Raw genomic sequence first — 22,996 nt, 5'->3', positions numbered from 1 at the left:
CGTGTAACAATGCCAACTTTTTAGTAGTGCGTTGAACTTGTTTTAGTTTTTTTCCAGTGATTTTTTAATCTGGTGGGCGACTTTTTTTCGTAACTTTTTGCGATAATAGGCGCGCAGCTGGCGGGAAATTTTTTTCTGCCCTTTCTTAGTAGTGCCTTGGTAGCGATAAGATTGTTGGGAAAACTTATCTTGCTCTGCTTTTTTTAAAGTCAGTTGAGAATCTGAAACGAACTGGCTATCCACTAATAAGATGCCCAAAGCCCGTTGTTCTGCTTGATTAAGTTGCGAAAAAATTTGTTGCAACATTTCCGCCAATTCCACATCAGCGATAAAGTCAAAATTTGAAGCAATTTCAGCAGCTTGTTCACTTTCCAAGCTTTCAGGTCGAGCCTTTAAATACTTACGGCGACAATCTTGACACAACCATTGAAAGCGGCGAAACAGATAACTATTGTTGTAATCTTCTTTAAAAATTTCCAAATCTCTGTAATCATGCAAAAGCTCGATTAAGTTAAACCGCATTTCCTGTAGGCAATCATCGTATTCACTGTGATTAGGATAAATTTGCTCCCGTGTTAAAACGCGACGAAATAAAGAATCATATTCCATTATGGCTTCATTCATCAGCTGTTCTCTCATCTTTTTTCCTCTTTTTATTTTATTCCGGCCGGTAATCTTATTTTAGAAAACACCAGATTTTCTTCTGGCGGAAAAAAAACGAAAAAAAGTTGATTTAAAAAAATAACCTAGCAAAAAAATGCGTATTTCTATATAGAAATATCTATGAAAAGGAAGGGATAGTATGCCGGATATGCCTATTGATGAAAGTCGTTTAAAATTCCACTTAAGAAAGGAGATAAATCACGGGCGCCAGCAGATTACAGCCTTTTTACCCCACCCAAATTTTGTTTTAACCAAAGAATCGCGCCACCAATTAGCAGACCATTTGATTCCTCGCGCTGAACTTTCACTTTGCAAAATTTACTACGCTTTAATTCCCTATGAGAAACAAAAACAGCAGTATTCTCTCGTTTTTAGTAATGAAGGGTTGGAATTGGTTTATGGTACACCCGCGCAACTGATGATGAAAAAAATCATCCCCTTATATCGTTGCCAAGATAGTGGCGTTTTCTTTGAAACAGTCGCACGTTTATACAACTTTAAAAAAGCACCTTTTGCTACGCGCGATTTTTGTCTGATGCCATTAACCAGCAGTAAACTTGCGCCTAAAAATACGGTCTGGCTCAACCCAGTTATTTTGGCTGACTTTTATACTAAAAATCATCAAGCTTATGTCACCACTTTATTGGGCTTTGATTGTCTGGTTCCAATTAAACGCAACGCCTTAATTCATTGCATGAGTAAAGCATTCATTTTACATACGCAAATTAAAAAAGAAGAAAATTACGAGCGCTTTACGCATTTAGATTCTGTCATCCACTATTTAGCGATTGATCCCACCCCTTTAATTAATTGCGCCTGTCAAAAAATCGATTGTCGCAATCGCATCTGGCCCAATCACTTTTTTTATTCTTTTTATGATAAATTACGGCAAGAAAAAGAAGTCCAATTATTATGTGAAGAATATGAAGCGTGGTTTGGTCAAAAAAACAAAAAAGACACCGGCTATCTCTAGCTGGCGTCTTTTTACTACATGGCATCGTCTCGTAATGATAATGAAGAAAACTTGTTATATTCTTTAATGAACATCAACTCAACTGTCCCTCTGGCACCGGAACGGTTTTTTTCGATTATCACTTCGATAATGTTATCTCTGGTGTCGTCTTGTTCATCTGGATCGTCAGTATCCCGTTGATAGTAATCATCGCGGTATAAAAAGGCGACGATATCCGCATCTTGTTCAATCGAACCAGATTCCCGAATATCAGACATGACTGGACGTTTATCCTGTCGCTGCTCTACCCCACGGGAAAGCTGGGAGAGGGCAATCACGGGGACTTTTAATTCTTTAGCTAATTTTTTTAATTGGCGGGAGATTTCCGAAACTTCTTGTTGCCGATTTTCACGACCCGTTCCTTCAATCAACTGCAAGTAGTCAATTAAAATTAAACCTAAATCTTTTTTCTCTTGTGCTAGACGGCGACAACGGGCACGAATTTCAGAAACTTTAATCCCTGGGGTGTCATCAATAAAAATGCTAGCCCGCGACAAACTTCCCATTGCCACGACCAAATTACCCCATTCTTCATCCGTTAGCTGACCGGTTTTTAGATGCCCTGCGTCAATTAACCCTTCGGCACATAACATCCGCTTAACTAAAGACTCAGCATCCATTTCCAAACTAAAAATAGCCACCGAAGCATCCGTTTTCGTTCCAATATTTTGGGCAATATTTAAAGCAAAAGCTGTTTTACCAACAGCCGGACGGGCCGCTAAGATAATCAATTCCCCTTGTTGTAATCCTGCCGTCATTTTATCTAAAGCTGGATAACCAGTTGGAATACCGGTGATTTCTTCATCATTTTGCGCCAATTGATCAATGTTGCGAAATGTTTCTTGTAAGACATCTTCAATCGCTTGAAAACCATTACTATTGCGGCGCTCAGAAACTTCCAAAATGCCCCGTTCCGCATCTTCGACAATAGCAGAAACATCTTCATCTTGCTCATAACCTGCTGCCACAATTTTATTGGCAGCTTGAATTAAATTACGTAATAAGGCTTTATCTGCCACAATTTTGGCGTAAAAACCAATACTTCCGGCATAAGGAGTTGCTTGGGAAAGCTCCACTAAGTACCCTACACTGCCGACATCTTCTAACGCATTGCCACGCTCTAGTTCTGCTTTTAACGTCACCACGTCGATAGCTTCATTGCGATCAAACAAATTAATCATCGCTTGGTAGATTAATTGATGGCGCCGTTGATAAAAATCTTTGGCACCTAAAACTTCCATCGCATTAATCAGCTCATCGGGAGCCAAAAAAATTGAACCTAAAACAGCCTGCTCCGCTTGGATATCTTGGGGCGGCATGCGGTCTTGCCACATATCTTCTACTGCCATAATTATAATCGCTCCTAAAAGTTTTCAGTCTACTAATTTTACATAACTTTCAGTAAAAGTACAATATATGGCAAATGAGCAAAGTAAGAATTAGCTAAGATTTCCAAAGTTTTAAAAAATTTTTTCTCACTAGCAGGAGCAAAAATTTTTAGCTCCTAAAAGATGACCGCCATTTTCATTATATTTTTCTATTTTAGCTATTCAGTGGATCAATCGTAAAAATTAAAATAACGGGTATAATGAATTATGTTGTTTTAAAACAAGAAATTCATGCTTAAGAAAGGAATACATGTATGTCTACCAATACTTTTGAAAAAAGTAAAACAATTTTACCCGGCTTTTTCTTATCCTTAGCCGTAGCAATTGGTGCAAAATTATTAGCTCTTTTAATGCCGCAACTTGGAGGAGCTACTTTAGCAATCTTACTTGGTATCGTTTTAGGAAATACCTTCTTTAAGCAACCGCAATTAGCCACCGGTACAAAATTTTCTGAAAGTCGCTTATTGGAATACTCAGTAGTTTTACTTGGCTTTACCGTCACTTTCCAAACAATTAGTAAAATGGGGATTAAAGGTTTCCTATATGTCATTTTAATGATGAGTACGGTCATTATCGGTGCTTATTTTTTAGGGCGAAAACTTGGCTTTAATGAAAAAATGGCGCTCATGATGGCCGGTGGAAATGCCGTTTGTGGCTCATCTGCGATTGGTGCAATTGCCCCTGCCATTAAAGCCGATGACACGGAAAAAGGCCAAATCATTACACTGGTTAATTTACTGGGAACTGTGATGATGCTCACCTTACCCTTTTTAGGCATGCAGCTATTTGGAAATGATTTAATAGCCAAAAGTGCGCTGTTAGGGGGAACTTTACAATCGGTCGGTCAAGTCGTCGCGGGGGCTAGCTTAGTCAATGGGGAAACGGTCCAGTTTTCAATGCTTTTTAAAATTACGCGGATCATCTTTTTAGTCGTAGTCGTTTTTATTTTTGAACAAAAAGTGAATCGTGCTGGTCATGATGTCGTGATAGAAAAGAAAGCTAAGAAAAAACTGCCGATTCCTTGGTATGTACTCGGTTTTTTAATTATCTGTATTGTGAATAGTTTTTTCCCATTACCGGATTTGATTAATCAAGTTGCCCATTTCATCAGTACTTGGTTTGAAACGATTGCCTTAGCTGCGATTGGCTTACGTTTAGATTTCCGTAAATTTCTAAAAGAAGGCCCACGCTTTTTACTTTATGGCTTATCCGTTGGCGCAGTCCAAACTGTTGCTGCTTTATTATTTATCTTCCTTTTACACATTTAGAAGGGCGCTTATTAAGTTAATCTCTATTTTATAAAAAATTTTTCCCTTCTTTTTCAATTAATTCATTAAAAGCCCATAGCAAAATTTGCTGTGGGCTTTTAGTATTATTTGACTAGATATTGCTTTTCAACCAATCTTCCATGCCCTTTAAAAGGATATGAAATTGACAAAACACCCTCACAGGTATCACCTAATCCTGAATATAATTCACAAAAATTATCATTATGGTAAATCATCCCAGAAGGAAAACAACAATCTTGCAAAAATTCTCGTTTCGCTGGTGCTTTTGAATAGCAATTTCTTGTTCCAATAATTTGATAGTCGTATATTTTTAATGTTAGCGGATCTAAGACAAAAGACATAATGGTGTAAACACTTTGATCCTCTTGCTTAAAAGATAAATGACCAATTACACCAATTTTTCCTGTATCCAATAAAAATGCTTGATTGACACCGCCCCATTCTAAGTCAGCAAACAAATTAGGCAATATTTGTGCTTGGTTAATTTTTTCAGCAGTTAACTCTTGTAAATTGTTAATAATTGTAAAACCAATTAATGCTTCACTACCATGCGTATCAATTAGTTTTTTATCGCGTGGTCGCGAAAAAACCCCGATTCGTCCATCCGCAAGTGGCACAATGCGAATATCTTTCATGTTTTTTGGCCCTGTCGCAAAGTATTTCAAATTATCTAGTTGTTTGCCATAATAAAAATAACCATAGTAAGTATCTAAAACATCTTCTTGCTTTACTTGGACATGGGTACCACCGAGGACAAAATTATCTGCAATTTTAGCAATATATGGATCTTCCAATTGGTAAATCATCGAATTATTAACTAATTTCCAATGATTTTTCTGTACCTTCGTAAAGAGTCTCACCCATGAACGCATCCACTCCTGACGGCGCTCAACGCGACCAAACATATACCAATCGTTATCAACTTTAAATGGTTGCGAACAATTATATACATCAAAACCTTCAACACCTGAAAAGGTTAAGATTTCCCCTTTTAAATTATCTAAAATACTAGCTTCAAATTCTCGCTTTCGCTTTTCTGCTTTCATATAATCACCTTATATTTCTGTCAGCATTTGATGAAAATCCGTTTTTAAAGCTTCTAGTTTTTCTTTTGCCGACTGCTCTGAAATAGCACTTACTGAGTAATAAATTTTAAATTTGGGCTCTGTACCGGAAGGTCTGACACAAACCCAAGAGCCATCTGCTAAAATCAATTTTATGACATTTGATTGGGGCAAGGTCAGTTCTGTTATCTTTTTCGTCTGTAAATCTTTTTTCATTCCGAATTCGTAATCCTCTTTATAAAGAATTGGCTCATTAGCTAATTGGGATATTTCTTTTTGACGTAATCGCTCAACTAGTTGTGCCATTTCAGTAATGCCATCTTTCCCTGGGAAATTTTTTGTTTCCAACTCTTCTACAAAATAGCCATATTCTCTATAAATCTCATCTAAATGATCCAACAATGTCTTACCTGCTAGCTTACAAACAAGTGCAACTTCTGCTAATAACGTTGCGGCCTGAATCGCATCTTTATCCCTTACAAAAGGAGCGATTAGATAGCCAAAACTTTCTTCATAACCAAAGAGAAATTTTTTATCTTGTTTTTGTTCAGATAATTCGATTTGTTCACCAATAAATTTAAAACCCGTTAACGTATTTCTTACTTGAATCCCATTTTTTTCTGCAATTTTTGAACCTAAGTCAGAAGTAACAATTGTTTTAGCTAAAAAATAATCGCCAAGGTCTGTGGTTGATTTTTGTTTGATCAAATAATCTAAGAGTAAAACACCAATTTGATTACCATTTAAGTAGACAGGTTGGCCTTGCTTAAATACAACCACTCCCAAACGATCCGCATCCGGGTCAGTAGCAATTAATAGATCGGCAGGATTTTCCTTTGCTTCTTCCAGTGCCAAAGCAAATGCCGCTTGGTCTTCAGGATTAGGAGAAACAACTGTAGAGAAATTGGGGTCTGGTTCTTGTTGCTTAGCAACAATTCTTAAATTTTCAAAACCAAAAGTTGAAAAAGCTTTTTTGATTAAAACGCTCCCTGTCCCATGAAGTGGAGTGTAAATAATAGCAAGATTTTGTCCTTCTTTTGCGACGAGGTTTTGATTTTGTATAACAGCTTTTAATTCTTCTACATACCACTGATCAACTTCATTCGAAAATACTGTAATTTGTCTATTTTTTTCATAATAAGATTGGGATTTCGCTGTTATTGTAAGTTCATTGGTAATATTTTCTAATATCGACATCAGGCGCTTAGCTGTTTCTAAGGTAATCTGGCCGCCATCAGAACCGTATACTTTAAAGCCGTTGTATTGTTTAGGATTGTGACTAGCCGTTATCATAATGCCTGCAAAAGCATGATAATGCCGAACGAGGTAAGAAAGTTCCGGAGTAGGACGTAACTCATCTGACAGAAAAACTTTAATACCACAAGATGCCAAGATACGGGCAGTCCATTGAGCAAACTCTCTTGACTTGTGTCGATTGTCATATGAAATTACTGCGCCACGTTGACAAGCCATCATCCCTTTTTCTTCAATATAGCGGGCTAATCCCAACGCAACACGCTTAATCGTATAATTATTGATTCGATTCGTACCAACGCCTAGTTCTCCTCGCATACCTCCTGTGCCAAACTCCAAATAACGATAAAAACGATCTTCTAAATCAACTGGACTAGTCACTTGATCTAATTCATTTTTTAAGTCTAAATCTAACGCTTCAAAATTTTGCCATTCTTGTAATTTTTCTTGCCAATTCATTCTTTCTAACCTTCTTTTATTTGTTGAATAATTTCGGCAATAGAAAATGTACAACCTGCCATCGAAGTATCAGCAACACCGTAATACATGGTTAATTGATCATCTTTTACTATGCCACCAGACCCAAAAACAACATCACTAAAGAAACCATTCTTTTCATATACTGCATCTGGTTCCATAATTGGCTTTTTAGAGCGAGCTAAAACCTTAGTAGGATCTTCTAAATCTAATAAGGCTGCTCCCATACAATAGCGATGTTCTGGCGTTGCACCATGATAAATAACTAGCCAACCTTCTGCCGTTTTAATTGGTACTAACCCACCACCAACACGACCACTATCCCAAGAATTAGGACGAACACCAATCAAATGCTGATGGTGTCCCCAGCTTTCTAAATCCGGAGAAGAAGCAATCCAAATATCATAATTACCGATACTTTTTAGTGAAGGTCTATGAAGTGCATAATACTTTCCATTGATTTTCTCAGGGAAAATCAATACGTCTTTATTTTCTGGCGCAAAAATATTCCCTAAATCTTGATAGCTTTTAAAATCTTTTGTAGCAATTAATGAATCACACACACCAACTGGTGATACCGAGCTGAAATTAACGTAATAAGTATCGCCAATTTTTGTACAACGGGCATCTTCAATCCCGTAACTTTGATACTCATTAAACGGGTATAAAAACGCAGTATCATCAACAGTAAAGTGATGTCCATCTTTACTACGAGCAATCCGAATATACGAAATAGAGGTCAAATAAGCAAAGCTATCTAGGTTGTCTTTATGACGAATCATACGCGGATCTTCAAAGTTATATTCTGAATCATTACGATTGAATTCGATAATTGTCATTTCTTTTTTTTGTGTATCATAAACTGGCGCTTTAATTATTTCAGGATCTTTTGAAATAGGTCTTTCCGCTACACGCAGTAATAGCAATATTTCATCATTATATTCAGCAACGCCACCATTAAAAGCACCAATCACTTCATAGCCTTCATGAAGTGGCGTAACATCTTTAGGTGTAATTAACGGATTTTCTGTAAAACGATTTATCTTCATATCATAACCTCTATCTAAATGGATTTTCTATTTCTAATTTTTGAGCACCAGCATCACTAATACCCGCATATATATCGGCTTTTTGATCTTTTAGCACAATACCCCCACTAAACACTACATCGACTAAATCAGCTCGCTTAGCAGGTCCAGCTGCAAAGTCTTTTCTTTCTGCAATAATTTTGGCATTTTTCATAGCCAAGTTTTCTAAATCTAATTCAAAGGACATGGCATAATAATGGCGATTGTTATCTGCATCAAAATTAGCAATATGACCTAAAACCCAAATAGTATCTTCTATTTGGTGAATTTCATTGGCACCACCCCACTGAATTTCCGTAAATTGATTTTCTAGGAGTGGCGCACTTTCAATTCGTTCAACAGACAAATCTGTTAAATTGTCAATTACAAAAGTACCGATTTTTCCTCTACCACCTTTTGTTCCTTGTGGTCTGGTTAATACAAGAATCTTCCCATTATTTAATTGTTTTAAACGTAAATCTTTCATTCCCCAAGGACCCGCGAAAATTTGTACTACATTTTGAATGGACTCTAACCGATAAAATACAGTTCGCCATTTAGCATATCCGGAAGGTAGAAAATTTACCTCCACACCACCTAAAATGATATAACCATCAATTTTCGTAAAAAAGGGATCTTGCAAAGGTAAACGAATACTATCTTTAATTGGCATCCATATATTCTCTTCGCTTTCTGTAAATAAAACGATTTCTGAATGCTCATCATCTCTTGACTCTACTCTACCAGCAAGCACTGTTTGTCCTTCTAATACAAATGGCGCCGTAATATTATAGACATCTTTTTCTCCTACACCTTTAAATGTTAAAACGGAGGCTTTAGAAGGAATTTGTTTTTCTCTGTGTTTTTTTAGTAATTCTTCTGCGTAAATCATTTAATTCTCTTTCCTATCCAACCTGCTTTTTGAGGCAAGTAAATTTTATTTTTTTCAAAATATGGCAGATTATACGTCCATAAAGTTTGCCATGTAGTTTGTCTCGTTAATTCCACCTGATGCGCTTTCTCAGAAAAATTTAGTATTACTTGAATATCACCGCTAAAATAAGAAAGAAGATCATTTTTCACTTGAATATTTTCTAAAGGTAAGAATGGTCCTTCTTTACGTCGTAATCCAATTAGCTCTTGGTACCACGTGAAAATTTCTTTTTCCGATGCATTAACTTTTGCCATTCCAATCCAGCCATTTTTATTTTCAGGAAAGGGTAACATGCCTCTGGAACGGTCACGATTAACCAGATTTGCTTGATCTAAAGCTTTCTTGTTATCCCCATTTGGTAGTATCTCAAAATACTTATTTTTTGCTTGAATATCACGGATATCTGACAATTTATTTGGTAAGAAATCGCCTAAACCCAATTCTTCTCCTTGAAATAAAAAGGACACACCATGATTTATTGTTAATAAAACAATCAACAAATGATAAATATCTTTATTTTTATCTGCCAAGCGTTCCCAAGATCGACTCATATCATGGCTATTAAAAAAGAGTGTTGGTAATTGTTCAGAAACAGAATTCATAGCTCTATATTGTGCTACAAAGTAATCTAAGTTCAGCTTATTTTGACTACCTAAATTAAAATTAAAAGCGGTATCAAATAAATCCAATCCAATATATTGATTAATAACTGTAAGATTGTCAGAGCTAATTTCAGCAACGGTAAACAGTTCCGGATTACATTTTTTAATATACGTATTGATTTCTTTTAAGATTGCTAGAACACCTGGTTGATTTACATCGTTTTGATGAATCTGCCGACCTATTTCGTCTATAGGATTATCTTTAAAATTCTCGCTTATAGTCAGATTATTAATCACATCAAAACGAAAACCATCTATTCCTTTTTCAATCCAAAAATCTAATATTTGAAAGATAGCTCGCTTTACTGCTGGATTGTGCCAATTCAAATCAGCTTGTTCTTTGGCAAAACTGTGATAATAATATTGCTGACTTTTTTCATCATATTCCCATGCCAATCCACCAAAAAAACTTTCCCAATTATTCGGTTTATCTTTCCATACATACCAGTTTCTTTTTTCAGATTCGACACTTTCTAAAGCTGATTGAAACCATGGATGTTGCGTCGATGTATGATTAAAAACAACATCAATAATGATACGCAAACCATATTTTTTTGCTGTATTAATCAATTTTTCAAAATCTTCTAACGAGCCGTATTGACTATCTACATTACAGTAATCAGCTACGTCATATCCATTGTCAATTTTAGGAGAGGGATAAAACGGCGTTAACCAAATTGCATCTATCCCTAATTGCTTCAAATAAGGCAATTTTTCTTTTATTCCGTTAAAATCCCCAATGCCATCACTATTGCTATCTGCAAAAGAAGGAAGATAAATTTCGTAAAAAACTGCTTTTTCCCACCACATATTTGTTTACTCCTACTTCAAGGTAAATTGCATACCGTCTTGGAATCGTTTTGAGAAAATTAAAAATAAGATAATCAATGGTAATGTCAATAACACCGAAGCAGCATACATGGGACCAGGATAAGTGCCATAAGGACCGAACATCTGAGAAATCAAAACGTTCAAGGTAACAGTACTGTCACTTTTTGAAACAATCATGTCCCACAATAAGTTGGTCCAACGATCAGTAAATAAGAATAAGAAGATAACAGTCGTAATAGATTTAGACATTGGCAGAACTACTTTAAAGAGTACTTGTAATTCCGATGCACCATCTAATTTGGCCGCTTCAATTAAAGCATCCGGAATTGCTTTAAAAAAATTCGTATACATAAAAATTGCCCATAAACTAATAGCCGTTGGAATAATCATACCTGCATATGAATCAAGGAGCCCAACATTGGTTATCATTAAAAATTGAGGGATTAACAAAATAATGGCTGGAAAAAACATTTGAAACAAAATAAAATTATTAACAAATTTTTTGCCTTTAAATTCAATTTTTGCAAGAGCATATCCCACCATTAAAGCGAATAACAGCATCAAAAACGTAGCAATCGTAGCTACGATAACCGTATTAATGAATGCGCCTATCCAAGGAACATTTGCAGAAGTAGCAGAACCGCCAAATAGCCAAGTCCATGAACGTAAACTAAAATGACTCGGAATTAATTTACGATCTACTTGATCCCATGATGCAAAAGAATGCATTACTAAATAAATAAACGGAAAAATCATAACTAACATCACTAAAGTCGTAACAATATATAATAGAATGGTTTGTCTTTTCGTTTTTTTAAGTCCAACCATTTCTTTCACCCCATTTTTCTAAAAGCTTGCGAATGATACCTATTGATGCAAAAGTTACAACTGATGCTAACAAAGCGACAGCTGAAGCATAACCTGACTTCAAGCCGACAAATGCTTGATTGTAAATTTCCATTTGCCAAGTATTCGTAGCAAAATTAGGACCACCACCAGTTAACTGATAGACCTCAGTAAATATACCAAAACTAACACCCACAGCTAATACAGCTACTGTGAAAAATGCTGGATATAACATTGGGAAAGTAATCTTCCAAAAACGATTCCAAGGTGTAACACCATCAATAGCCGCAGCTTCATAAATTTCTTGATTGATATTACTTAAACCTGAAATTAAAATCAGACCATAATATCCGGACATTTTCCAAGCAATCATCAAAGATACAATAATAATCGCAGTATGTGGATTACCTAACCAGTCAATATCCCAACCCATTTTATTACGTAAAAATGTATTGAAAGGGCCATTATAAGATAGTAATCCTTTTACAATTAAAGAAGTTACAACACCACTGGAAAGATATGGTAGGAAAAACGCTACCATATATAATCCCTTTAGCTTTGGTAAACTATTAACTAAAAGGGCGATAATCATCGACATAATCATGGCCATTGGCACAAAAACAATCAAAAACTTATATGTAACAACAAAAGCCGATTGAATTGCAGGGCTTTTGACTGCATCGATAAAATTTTTGATTCCGACAAACTCAACATCTGGTGAAATCATATTCCAACTGGTTAAAGCTAACCAAAATGACCACAGTAATGGTAAAAGAAAAAAGATAAATGTAAAAATAAGGTATGGGCTGGTAAATAACCAGCCCAATTTTGTATTTTTGTTCATTATTGAAGCGCCCCTTCAACGGCTTTCTTTGCATCTGTAACAGCTTTTTTCGGTGCTTTTTCACCACGAACAACAGGAACCCAAGCTTGTTCGCCAAATACTTGTTGGATATCATTGTATTTTTCATTATCCATAGCTGGAACGGCATTTGGAACATTCGCAGCGTAAACTTCCATTACTGGATTTTCTTCGAAATATTCTTTAAAGGTAGCGTTTTCAGTTGCATCATCACGTGCTGGAATTAAAGAAGTTGTTTCTAATAATTTCATATCATTCTTTTCATCGCCAAAAACAAATTCTAAAAATTTCATAGCAGCAGCTTGTTCTTCTTCTGTTGCTTGAGCATACATGACAATTCCTTTAGCATCTGCATACGTTGAAACATTTTCTTCATTAGCTAATTCATCGGGTACAACTGGAGTGGTAACTGTATAGTTTTCACCAAATTTTAGTTCAGGATATTTTTCTGTCCAGTTTGGGAAAGTCCAAGGTCCAATATCCGTCATAACACTATCACCATTTTCAAATGGATCTGTTGCTTCACCAGTTCGCAAAACTTTGTCTTTAGACAAAGTACTCATTAAATCAAAAACATTTTCCATTGCCTTTTCATCTGCAACAAATTTATTATCTTCTACAAAATTGGCACCTTTACTTGCTGCATCGTATAATGGGAAAAAGTCAAACCAACGCATCCAAGCTGTTGGGTCAGCGATATCTTTTTTCGCCCATAAAGCTTTATCTGTACCTTTAATTTTTTCAACTACTTTTAATAGTTCCGAATATGTTTTAGGTGGCTCATTAAAACCTAATTCTTTTAACGTATCCAAACGCCAACCAAATAAAATTGGATTAGAATATACTGGTAAGACATACTGACTACCGTCAGAGAATTTCCAACTCTCAATTGTTTTACTCATATTTCTTTTTTCAACAATATTATTGAAGTCACTTTCTTTATCTAATGGTAAAATTGCTTTACTAGCTGCCAATTGTGCTGCAAAACTACGATTAATATTTTCAGACAATGTCGGTGCCGTTTTTGATGCAATCGCACTTTGAATAGTGGCTTCAGAAGATGGACTCTCTTTCATTTGACTAACTTCAACATCAATATCTTTGTTTTCTTTTTCAAATTCAGTTGCCATTTCTTCCCAATACTTTACTTGGGTAGGATTAGGAGCTGCCCAGAAAGTAACTTTCGTTTTGCCATCACTTGAACCAGAATCTTTTGTGCCCGAATTGCTACAACCAGCTAAAGCGACACTTCCTAATAATAGAGCTGAAATACCTACAATCAATTTGTTCATTTTCATCATCGTTCCTCCTAAATGGTAAACGTTTTCTTTACACATCGTATCTTACAACGTGTAATTCAAAATGTCAATATTACATTTTATAATTATATAATTACATTTTATAATTACAAACAATTACATTTTTTTGTAATTTATGCTATACTTAATATAAAGCTTAGAAAATCAGGTGATAGATATGAAAAAAGCGTCTATGCAAGATATTGCAGATGCACTAGGAATCTCAAAAAATTCAGTTTCACAAGCATTACGGAATAAACCCGGTGTTAGCCAAAAAACCAAAAGTTTAGTACAACAAAAAGCGGATGAACTTGGTTACGAGTATCAGAATAATGTTATTACAAATAAGGAAAAACGAATTTTGTTAGTAGCAACTGAATTTGCCATCTCTCAGACAAGTTTTTTTGGCGAAATTATTAAAAGTATTGAAGATGCAATACGAAAAGAAGGATGTCAGTTAGATATTCACCCACTGACTCAAACTGAAATAAAAAATCTAATGATACCAGCAAATATCTTAGACTATCACGGTGTAATTATTCTGTCTCATAGTGACAATAATTACATAAAGGAAATTATTGCCACACAAGTTCCTGTTGTGCTAGTTGATCATCATGATCCTTCCTTATTAGCTGATGCCATTCTTTCAAAAAATACAGACGGAACATTTCAAGCTGTTTCGTTACTAATTGAAAATGGTTTAAATAGAATTGGATTTATTGGTGACATTGAATTTTCACCAAGTTATTTAGAACGTTACCGAGGCTATCATCGTGCATTGCGAGAATACGGGTTATCTTATGATAAAAAAATAGAAGTAACTCAAATTGAAGAAACTCAAGGAGCACTGTTTAACAAACTAAAAAACATTGAGAAAATGCCTGATGCTTGGTTTTGTGCCAACTCCGGCTTGGCATTTATGCTCAACAGTTACTTACAATCTGCTGGGTATACTATTCCAGATGATATTAGTATTATTTGTTATGATGACACTGAGTTTACTCGTATGGCCGTTCCGCCAATTACAAATGTTGCAACGGATTTACATTTTATGGGCCAGCTGTCCGTAAATTCACTGATGCAAAGAATAGCAAATCCAACGACACCTTTTGTTCATCAACAAATTGTTCCAAGTTTAAATATCCGCGGTTCTGTAAAAATACAAAAAATATAATTTCTATCTACAAAAAAAGATTACAAACTATTTGTCATGTAGTTTGTAATCTTTTTTGTTTGTTATAAAATACGGACTAATACCTTTTACCCCAACACCTGCCAACTTTTTTCTTGATCGAAATAAGCAGCTTCTTTTTTAGCATTGGCAACTAAATCACTTGGATACCCTAAAATACCCAATAAGGCGATAGCATTGCGGGATTTAGCAGCACCCTGGCGTAAGCGATAATCAAAGGAGATACCATTTTCAGCAGTGACTTGTTCTTCGAAATGGAGATTGTCACAACTATTTTTTAAAATTTCCGTTAATTCAATATCATGGGTCGCTACAAAAGCTAAGCTTGGTTGTTGTCCTAACCACTCGACCACACTGCTGGAAGCTGCGATACGCTCAATAGTATTGGTTCCTTTTAATATTTCATCAATAAAACAATAACAACGTTCTTTTGTCGCCACTTTGTCTAAGAGGCGTTTAATCGATTTGATTTCAGCTACAAAGTAACTGTCTCCTTCAAATAAATCATCTTCGACTGCCATCGAACTTAAGACATGTCCGGCTTGTAAAGTAAAAGTTTCCGCAGTAGCTGTATTAATAGTTTGAGCCAAAATACAATTAATCGCGATACTTTTAACATAAGTTGATTTACCAGAAGCATTGGAACCAGTCACTAATGTATTTTTTTGCCAGTCAACGGGGTTTGCGACTGCATTTTGAATTAAAGGATGATAAATTGCTTCAGCTTCCACCCCACCTGTTTTTACTGTGGGCAAACAAGTTAATGGCATGTAAGTTCTAAAATTCAAAATGGCTAATGCCACTTCCAAATCTCCTAAATTATCCCATAGCGAAATAGCTTCTTTATTGTATCGGCTGATTTTACGTAAGACATAATTATAAGAAATCAGCGGTAGTAAAAAGATCATATTGACTAATTCAAATATAATTTCAGCTTCCGAGTTGCCTTTGACACGAAACGAAAAAGCAAATTTTTCAATTCCTTTAAACGGTTTAACTTTTGCCTTTAAGTCAGCTTGCAAAGGTGTTTCTACTTTACTCATTTTTTTCGCTAAGACGAGCGTTTGTACCAAATAACGCATCGTTGTCAGTTCTGTTTCCAAGCGAAATTTTTGCGTAAAATAGAGGATAACATTTAGAAAAAAACTAAATAAAATAACAATCAAAAAAAGTGATTGTTGCAGTGGTAAAGCTAGCAAAGACAAAATTGGTACACACGATAAAATAACGTATAAAAAAGTATTAGGTAACTTGTTTTTACCACCTTCTGCTAGATATTGTTTTGAAAAGTTATTGTCTTGTTTACCGAGGGTGGCAAAGAGATATTGGACTTTTTCGCGTGTGGCGGCATTTTCTGTAAAAAATTTAATTAATGGCTCGTAATGATTTTGATCGTTAAAATCATAATTGCGCAAACGTTTATACAAAGCCTCTGACCCAACGCTTGAGTAAGTGTTGTTTAAAAGCGCAAAAATACTCTCCATATCTAAATCATACCAAGTTAAATCATCGACTTCTGCTGTGTAATGATGATACTTCTTTTCTTCTAACCAGGCTTTTTTCAAACTTTCCGGCTGATCCAAACGCTTTTGATACGGCTGGGTTCCCCACTTTTGTTTGATACTTTGTTTCAACTGGTAGCGACTGCGATAATTCAGCGCAATTAAAGCGATCGGAACTGCGATAATTAACACTGTGATTAACAGGAATTCTTGTGACATGTTTTCACCTCTTGTTTTGTTTTCATTTTTCTAGCTTTTTAGTTAACTGTTGAGTCAAGCATTCAAATTAAACAGGAAAAATCATCTTGATAAAAAACACTTCCTATTTAAAAATACTCTGTTCTTATTATACTGAATATATTCTTTTATTTTTGAGATTTTTATAACTTAATTTTTAGTTGCATATGGCACCAACACGATTTGCACTCGCTTTTATGGTAAAATCAAGCTAGATTAAAGATAAAATTTAGAAATTATTTTATTCGTTAAATTAAAAAAGACACGCATCATTATAGCAGTAAAACGATTCATCCTTTAACTAGAGATAATAGTGGCGGCGTACGTCCAGCATTGTGGCTAGAAGTAGATGCCTGAAAAAATTACATCTTTATGAAATGCAATAAAAAAGCACCAATTTCTAAAGACATGCCCATAAAAGGCTGTCGCTAGAGATTGGTGCTTTTTAGTAACTGTATGAAAAAAACTTGCTTATTCTTCTCCTACATGAACTTTCAATGTTGCTGTTACTTCTGGATGCAATTTCGCTGGAACATTGGTAAATCCTAATGAACGAATCGGGTTTTCCAACTCAATTTTGCGTTTATCAATTTTAACATTGTATTGTTTTTCTAAAGCTGTTGCAATTTGTTTGGAAGGAATAGAACCAAATAAACGTCCGTCTTCACCAGCTTTAGCTTTTAATTCAATCACTGTTTCTTCTTTTTCTAATTTTTCTTTTAATGCTTTGGCTTCAGCTAAAATTTCAGCTTCGTGTTTGTCTTGGGCTTTCTTTTTAGCGGCAAGTTCAGCCACATTGCCTTTATTGGCTTCTTGCGCCAATTTGTTTTTAATTAAATAGTTTTGCGCGTAACCAGTCGGAACTTCTTTGATTTCGCCTTTTTTACCTTTGCCTTTTACGTCAGCTAAAAAAATAACTTTCATGTAACTTCCTCCTTGTAAAGATCTGTCATTGGCTTTACTTTGTGGCAATTAAGCCATTTTTATCCTACTTATAGTTAGTGAGATAAGTGTAGCGCAATGACCGCTTAAATTTTACAATTGCGTTATGCCTTCACCCAGCTTCTTTCTAAAAAGCCCAATCTCCAGCCTAACTTGCAATTATTCTTTCTTTAAACTATGCTGTATTTCATTATAAAGCATTGTTTTCACTTCGTTAAGGGATTTCTCTTTGATTTGGGTTGCGGCATTGGTGAAATGACCACCACCGCCCATATCTTCCATGATGGACTGCACATTAATCTTACCATTGCTCCGCGCAGAAATACCGACTAGCCCGTCTTTTCTTTTAGTAATGACAAAAGAGGCTTGCACATCATTCATTGAAAGAAGCGTATCTGCGGTTTTAGCTGTTGTCACGCTATCGTAAACTTTATCCTCACTCGCACAGGCAACAACAATATCTTGATCGATAAACTCGCTTTTAGAAACCAGTTCACTAATCTCCAAAAATGAAGTTAAATCCGAACTTAAGATATATTGCACTAATTCGCCGTTGGCTCCTCTTGATTTTAAATAACTTGCAATGTCAAAAGTTCGCGAACTGGTACGGACAGAAAAATTCTTCGTATCAACAAAAATTCCGGCTAATAATAACGTCGCAGTCAATTTATCCAACTGTTTTTTTGCGTTACTTTGATACTGAATCAACTCACCCACTAATTCTGAAGCAGAAGAAGCCGAAGACTCGATATAGGTTAACAGCGGTTGATTGGGAAATTCCTCTCCGCGGCGATGATGATCGATAATCACAACTTTATCAAACTTCTCATAAAGCTCCTGAGAGATTGATAGCGAAGGTTTATGGTAGTCGACCATGACTAACAGACTATTTTGTTTAATCTGTCCTAGGGCTTGTTTAACAGAGATTAAATGACCTTCTAATGCTTCATCTTTATGAATTTCTTCTAAGCATCGTTCGACGTCTGGAATCAATTCATTTTCATTAATTACCACATAGCTTGTTTTTCCTTGGAAATCTGCTAGTGTCGCCACACCATAAGCAGCACCAATTGCATCCATATCAGGATAACGATGACCCATAATATAAATATCTTCTGCACTGGCTAAAATTTTATTAAGAGCAGTTCCCATCGCTCGCGAACGAACACGTGTTCTTTTTGTTACGCTGGCGGTTTTCCCACCATAAAATTTCGGTTTGGCTTCATCGTTAGCCTCTTTTACTACTACCTGATCGCCACCTCTAACTAAAGCAATATCCAGACAGGTTTGGGCTACTTCACCAATTTTTTCGCCAGTTTCATCACCGTAACTAATCCCCATACTAATCGTTAATGGAATGGACTGTTCTTCTGCTGCGGTTCGAATTTTATCCAGCAGAGAAAATTGTCCTTGAGCCATCTTCTTAATATCAGAGGCATGCGCAACAAAATAAAAGCGTTCAGCGTTTAATCTCTTCAAGTAAATATCATATTCATCTGACCAATCAGAAATAAAGGTCGTCACAAAAGAATTCAAGTAAGAAGTTTCTTTATCATCCATTTTATCTACGACATCATCATAATTATCAACAGAAATGATACCAATCGCAGTTTGTTGATTTTCTTGATAGTTTTGGGCCGCGACTTCTGCAGTCCGATCTAATAAGAAGATGACATTTTTTTTACGATCAATGATATATTCAAAACTTAAATCTTCTACGCGCATAAAACCGTCGTCTTTACTACCTACTAAGAGAGGCTTTAACGTCTTATCCCATAAGACTTCTTGCCCAACTTGTTCTTTTAAATCTAAAGCACGATGATTCATCCAATCCAGCCGGAACGTTTTCGGCTCATAAATAAAAATAATTGATGGCGAAACACTGGATAAAAATTTGGAATTATCAATCGCAATTTGAGCCGACTCACGAATACGCTTGTCATCAGTCAAAGCATTCAGATTTTGCAATGTATAATAGACATAGTAGACAAAAATATTTAGCGCAGCAAAGATGGCAATATTGGCCCATAAATGGGGATTAAAAACTAAACAAATAAACTCTACAATGAAAATTAGTACCATCACTTTTAAAAAAGGGTATTTTTTCATAGCTTACTCCTCATTTTAACGCCTTATTTTGGCTCTTAGCCTACAAAGAATCGTAATTAGCTAAAAATTAACTACCAAATAGACGTAAAAGTTTCTTACAACCTTAACTCGCAAATTATCTTTTTTTGCTATCCTTCATTCTAGCATAAATCCTATCCTAACGCGATTTTTAGCCTTTTTATAGCTAAAAGCAGTGGAAAATGTTTCACGTGAAACATTTTTGTTTGTTTCTTAAGCTAACAAACTATTTGACTTGAAATAAAAAGCGAATAAGTAGTCGCCTACACAACGTTTCATGCCTAAGTTCTTTAAAATTATTACGAACAAGATACATTGAAAGTCTTTTTAACATTTTCACTTTCTGATTTTACATTCCAAAAGTAAAATATCTTGTCCTTGTTATTACATATCATATTTGTTTACATTGTTTATCTCTATATCTAAGTTATTAAAAGTTAACTTGCAATAAATACTGCTAAAAGAACACTCTTTACTTGGGTAACGGACAGTGACCCTAAAAGTTAGATTTTTTGGTCTAACTTTTAGGGGTCGGCTCAAACAGACAGTACTTTTTTAACTTTCCATTTTCCGATTATCTGTTTGTGCTTTACACTATCTTGCCCTACCTGAAACAATTAGTAGCGAAAAATTTTCAAAAATAGTTCTTTACCTTTAATGTAGTTTGCTTTATTACTACCTACTCATTCTTAATGATTTAGACTAATTTTCTACGCCGAAAGCAGATATTTTCAAGCAATAAATAACAAAAAAACACTATTTGTATAAGTATTCATTTTCTGAATTAAGAATTGTTTTTAACTTCACAAATACTTTTTGCTTATATAATCTTGTTTAAATAAGTTTTCCACATTGTGGAAAACTTATTTGTGATTTGCTGTTAATTTAGCTAAATATCATTGCTACACCAAGAACTTCAGCTATTTTCATATCTGTGGATAAGTCGGGATAATTTCGGGTAATTATTAGAACTTAGCAAATATTTTTCCAGTATGATATAATCACCTTTTTGAAAAGATAGGAGGATAGGCATGCGGGACTTAACAGATAAAGAACAACAATATTGTTTGGAAGTATTTGAATCGATGATTCGAAAACTAAATAAAACAATTGAGACAATGGCAGCCAAAGGGAGTAAAAATCTTGCTACGCCACAAAACAGGCGATTTGCATGTGAGGTTGCACTTTCTATGTTACATCATCACTGGAACAAGACGGAATTTACCTATTCTTTATCAGAGGTAAAAGATGCGCAACAAATATTATTAAGAATTAGACCTAGTATTCAAAAACAGTCACCCAAGTTTGCAGAAAACACCCCTCAACATACTATAGCGATGCGCCGACTATTAGCATTGGATGTAGTAGCTGATTACTTGCAAGAATTTTTAACCCAATAGGATTCTTTCTTACAAGTAAAAAAATAGAGCCTGCTTTAACTATAAAATCAAATCACTCCAAATCACTCTTTCATTCTCACAACTATATTTATATCTAGCTACAAAAAAACACCTCAATCAAATGACTGAGGTGTAAAATAATTTTTAGTCTTCGCTTACGAAAGGTAGTAAGCCCATAATCCGTGCGCGTTTGATCGCTACGGTAATTTTACGTTGGTTTTTCGCGCCAGTACCTGTTACACGACGTGGCAAAATTTTACCACGTTCTGAAATGAATCGTTTTAACAATTCAATATCTTTGTAATCGATATGTTCGATATGGTTAGCTGCGATATAGTCTACTTTGCGACGTTTACGTCCGCCTCTTCTTTGTTGTGCCATCCTATTTCCCTCCTATCAATTGCTTAGAATGGTAAATCATCGTCTGAAATGTCGATGGTTGATGCGTCAGACCCAAATGGATCAGAAGTATCGCGATCAAAACTCGGCATTCCGCTGTTTTGAGAAGGTTGGTTTTGATTAAAACTGTTTTGTTGGCTGGCACCACCATAATTATTGTTGAAACCACCGCCACCGTTAGTGTTTGTACTACCTTGTTGACGTTGTTCATTTGCAGAACGGGATTCTAATAATTGGAAGTTTTCAGCAACCACTTCAGTTACGTAAACACGTTGACCTTGTTGGTTTTCATAGTTCCGTGTTTGGATACGACCAGTAACACCTAGTAGCGTTCCTTTACGGGCATAATTCGCTAAAGTTTCGGCTGGTTTACGCCAGATAACACAATTGATAAAATCTGCTTCACGATCACCGCTTTGGTTGGTGAAATTACGATTTACCGCTAAAGTAAAAGTCGCAACTGCCGCTCCATTAGCTGTGTAACGTAAATCAGGATCTTTGGTTAATCTACCGACTAAAACTACATTGTTAATCAAACCGGATCATCTCCTCGTCATAGATTTGTTTCACGTGAAACAATATTAAGCTTCTTCCTTAACGATCATGTGACGCAAAATGCCGTCGTTGATCTTCGCTAAACGGTCAAATTCGTTGATCGCTGGCGCATCTGATGGAGAAGTAACTTTGACGATATGATAGATGCCTTCACGGAATCCGTTCATTTCATACGCTAGACGGCGTTTTTCCCAATCTTTTGATTCAACAACTTCAGCGCCGTTGTCTTTTAAGATTGCATCAAAACGTTCGATCAAAGCAGTTTTTGCTTCTTCATCAATGTTTGGACGAATGATGTACATAATTTCATACTTCGTGTTTTCCATTGATTTTTCACCTCCCTATGGACTTTAGGCCCTTAGTTTTCTAAGAGCAGAGAGAGTATCATTAAGACTACTCACAAAGTAGAATTATACAGGAAACGCCCCATTAAAGCAAGAATTTTTTATTACTCGTCAAATCACTTCTTTTATCCCTTCATTTTTATTTACGCACTTTGCTAGTAAATTTATTTTAATATACAAAAAAAGATAAAAATTTTTTAGCAGCTAGCACGACAAAATTTGGCACAATAATAGCAACTAAAATCACAATTGGCTGAAAATGGCTTTCTTTTATGCTAACTATCAGAAAAACAATAACATTTTATCGTAGCTACTCTTAAACCAGATTTTACTTCAGTTCGATTTTTCATAATTTTTATGAAACTTATCAACAGTGGATAACTTTTTATTAGATCATATTTTTATCCACAGTATTAGAGTTACTAAGCTAATAGCTACAAAGCCTATCGGAAAATCAGTAAGAAATTTTACAAAAATTGTAGCTCAAATTTTATGAAATTGCCCTTGAACCCTTAGCCAAGAAGAGGTTCTTTCTTTTGCACTATTTATGTTATAGCAAAAAAAATTGTGACAGAAGTGACCAGCTTCTGTCACACCGTTTACTCGAAAAAAAAGAGATGTGACAAAATTTTTGTCACATCTCCTAACTTA

20 protein-coding genes are annotated in these 22,996 nt (G+C 35.4%); 4 read left to right on the top strand and 16 right to left on the bottom strand.

Annotated features, from left to right (window positions below):
* Nucleotides 1–42: 42 nt before the first annotated feature.
* Complete coding sequence (locus IGI65_RS02840) at nucleotides 43–639, bottom strand: sigma-70 family RNA polymerase sigma factor (RefSeq protein ID WP_438773171.1); 597 nt, start codon at nucleotides 637–639, stop codon at nucleotides 43–45.
* Between the two features lie 163 nt (nucleotides 640–802).
* Between IGI65_RS02840 and IGI65_RS02835 the strand changes: the two genes are divergently transcribed.
* Nucleotides 803–1,636: a hypothetical protein gene (locus tag IGI65_RS02835; RefSeq protein WP_438773170.1), complete on the top strand. Its 834-nt coding sequence runs from the start codon at nucleotides 803–805 to the stop codon at nucleotides 1,634–1,636.
* A 14-nt stretch (nucleotides 1,637–1,650) separates the two neighbouring features.
* On the opposite strand, the gene dnaB is transcribed toward IGI65_RS02835, so the two are convergent.
* A complete protein-coding gene (dnaB, locus tag IGI65_RS02830; RefSeq protein ID WP_438773169.1) occupies nucleotides 1,651–3,024 on the bottom strand; it encodes a replicative DNA helicase in 1,374 nt (457 codons plus the stop codon).
* A 293-nt stretch (nucleotides 3,025–3,317) separates the two neighbouring features.
* Between dnaB and IGI65_RS02825 the strand changes: the two genes are divergently transcribed.
* A complete protein-coding gene (locus tag IGI65_RS02825) occupies nucleotides 3,318–4,331 on the top strand; it encodes a YeiH family protein (protein WP_438773168.1) in 1,014 nt (337 codons plus the stop codon).
* Between the two features lie 104 nt (nucleotides 4,332–4,435).
* Here the strand turns inward: IGI65_RS02825 and IGI65_RS02820 are convergent, their stop codons facing one another.
* Genes IGI65_RS02820 through IGI65_RS02785 form a run of 8 tightly spaced genes read right to left on the bottom strand, consistent with a single transcriptional unit; the run spans nucleotide 4,436 to nucleotide 13,650 of the window.
* Nucleotides 4,436–5,398 (bottom strand): DUF1861 family protein, encoded by a 963-nt coding sequence (locus IGI65_RS02820; protein ID WP_438773167.1) that lies wholly within the window; start codon nucleotides 5,396–5,398, stop codon nucleotides 4,436–4,438.
* A gap of 9 nt (nucleotides 5,399–5,407) precedes the next feature.
* Nucleotides 5,408–7,129 (bottom strand): phospho-sugar mutase, encoded by a 1,722-nt coding sequence (locus tag IGI65_RS02815; RefSeq protein ID WP_438773166.1) that lies wholly within the window; start codon nucleotides 7,127–7,129, stop codon nucleotides 5,408–5,410.
* A gap of 5 nt (nucleotides 7,130–7,134) precedes the next feature.
* The gene (locus IGI65_RS02810) at nucleotides 7,135–8,196 is read right to left on the bottom strand and encodes a BtaManbiosPhlase (RefSeq protein WP_438773165.1); all 1,062 of its coding nucleotides are present in this window, start codon (nucleotides 8,194–8,196) and stop codon (nucleotides 7,135–7,137) included.
* A 10-nt stretch (nucleotides 8,197–8,206) separates the two neighbouring features.
* Entirely contained in the window at nucleotides 8,207–9,106 is a 900-nt protein-coding gene (locus IGI65_RS02805; RefSeq protein ID WP_438773164.1) for a DUF1861 family protein, read from the bottom strand.
* Complete coding sequence (locus IGI65_RS02800) at nucleotides 9,103–10,620, bottom strand: alpha-amylase family glycosyl hydrolase (protein WP_438773163.1); 1,518 nt, start codon at nucleotides 10,618–10,620, stop codon at nucleotides 9,103–9,105. The genes IGI65_RS02805 and IGI65_RS02800 overlap by 4 nt, the downstream gene beginning before the upstream one ends.
* A gap of 12 nt (nucleotides 10,621–10,632) precedes the next feature.
* Nucleotides 10,633–11,469, bottom strand: coding sequence for a carbohydrate ABC transporter permease (locus tag IGI65_RS02795; protein ID WP_438773162.1), 837 nt, complete (start codon nucleotides 11,467–11,469; stop codon nucleotides 10,633–10,635).
* Nucleotides 11,456–12,331 carry a carbohydrate ABC transporter permease gene (locus IGI65_RS02790; protein ID WP_438773161.1) on the bottom strand — a complete coding sequence of 292 codons (876 nt, stop codon included), beginning with the start codon at nucleotides 12,329–12,331 and terminating at the stop codon, nucleotides 11,456–11,458. The genes IGI65_RS02795 and IGI65_RS02790 overlap by 14 nt, the downstream gene beginning before the upstream one ends.
* Nucleotides 12,331–13,650, bottom strand: coding sequence for an ABC transporter substrate-binding protein (locus tag IGI65_RS02785; RefSeq protein WP_438773160.1), 1,320 nt, complete (start codon nucleotides 13,648–13,650; stop codon nucleotides 12,331–12,333). Before IGI65_RS02785 ends, IGI65_RS02790 begins: the two co-directional genes overlap by 1 nt.
* A gap of 175 nt (nucleotides 13,651–13,825) precedes the next feature.
* On the opposite strand from IGI65_RS02785, the gene IGI65_RS02780 reads away from it, so the two are divergent.
* Nucleotides 13,826–14,821: a LacI family DNA-binding transcriptional regulator gene (locus IGI65_RS02780; protein ID WP_438773159.1), complete on the top strand. Its 996-nt coding sequence runs from the start codon at nucleotides 13,826–13,828 to the stop codon at nucleotides 14,819–14,821.
* Between the two features lie 86 nt (nucleotides 14,822–14,907).
* Here IGI65_RS02780 and IGI65_RS02775 read toward each other — a convergent pair whose 3' ends face one another.
* The 3 genes from IGI65_RS02775 to IGI65_RS02765 form a co-directional block, all read right to left on the bottom strand.
* Nucleotides 14,908–16,560 carry a MutS-related protein gene (locus IGI65_RS02775; RefSeq protein ID WP_438773158.1) on the bottom strand — a complete coding sequence of 551 codons (1,653 nt, stop codon included), beginning with the start codon at nucleotides 16,558–16,560 and terminating at the stop codon, nucleotides 14,908–14,910.
* A gap of 489 nt (nucleotides 16,561–17,049) precedes the next feature.
* Nucleotides 17,050–17,502: a 50S ribosomal protein L9 gene (gene rplI / locus IGI65_RS02770; protein WP_071865531.1), complete on the bottom strand. Its 453-nt coding sequence runs from the start codon at nucleotides 17,500–17,502 to the stop codon at nucleotides 17,050–17,052.
* Between the two features lie 177 nt (nucleotides 17,503–17,679).
* Nucleotides 17,680–19,629, bottom strand: coding sequence for a DHH family phosphoesterase (locus IGI65_RS02765; RefSeq protein WP_412258417.1), 1,950 nt, complete (start codon nucleotides 19,627–19,629; stop codon nucleotides 17,680–17,682).
* Nucleotides 19,630–20,678: 1,049 nt separating this feature from the next.
* Here IGI65_RS02765 and IGI65_RS02760 point away from each other — a divergent pair.
* The gene (locus tag IGI65_RS02760; RefSeq protein WP_438773157.1) at nucleotides 20,679–21,047 is read left to right on the top strand and encodes a hypothetical protein; all 369 of its coding nucleotides are present in this window, start codon (nucleotides 20,679–20,681) and stop codon (nucleotides 21,045–21,047) included.
* A gap of 144 nt (nucleotides 21,048–21,191) precedes the next feature.
* Here the strand turns inward: IGI65_RS02760 and rpsR are convergent, their stop codons facing one another.
* The 3 genes from rpsR to rpsF are packed head-to-tail and all read right to left on the bottom strand — an operon-like array spanning nucleotide 21,192 to nucleotide 22,327.
* The gene (gene rpsR / locus IGI65_RS02755; RefSeq protein ID WP_071865534.1) at nucleotides 21,192–21,428 is read right to left on the bottom strand and encodes a 30S ribosomal protein S18; all 237 of its coding nucleotides are present in this window, start codon (nucleotides 21,426–21,428) and stop codon (nucleotides 21,192–21,194) included.
* Nucleotides 21,429–21,451: 23 nt separating this feature from the next.
* Nucleotides 21,452–21,982, bottom strand: coding sequence for a single-stranded DNA-binding protein (gene ssb, locus IGI65_RS02750; RefSeq protein ID WP_438773156.1), 531 nt, complete (start codon nucleotides 21,980–21,982; stop codon nucleotides 21,452–21,454).
* A gap of 45 nt (nucleotides 21,983–22,027) precedes the next feature.
* Nucleotides 22,028–22,327 (bottom strand): 30S ribosomal protein S6, encoded by a 300-nt coding sequence (rpsF, locus tag IGI65_RS02745; RefSeq protein WP_016173265.1) that lies wholly within the window; start codon nucleotides 22,325–22,327, stop codon nucleotides 22,028–22,030.
* Between the last annotated feature and the right edge of the window lie 669 nt (nucleotides 22,328–22,996).

Source organism: Enterococcus sp. DIV0755b (assembly GCF_051713765.1).
GTDB classification, from domain to species: Bacteria; Bacillota; Bacilli; order Lactobacillales; family Enterococcaceae; genus Enterococcus_C; species Enterococcus_C canintestini.
The sequence above is the reverse complement of the archived record's forward strand: the minus strand, read 5'-3'. Positions and strand labels throughout refer to the sequence as shown.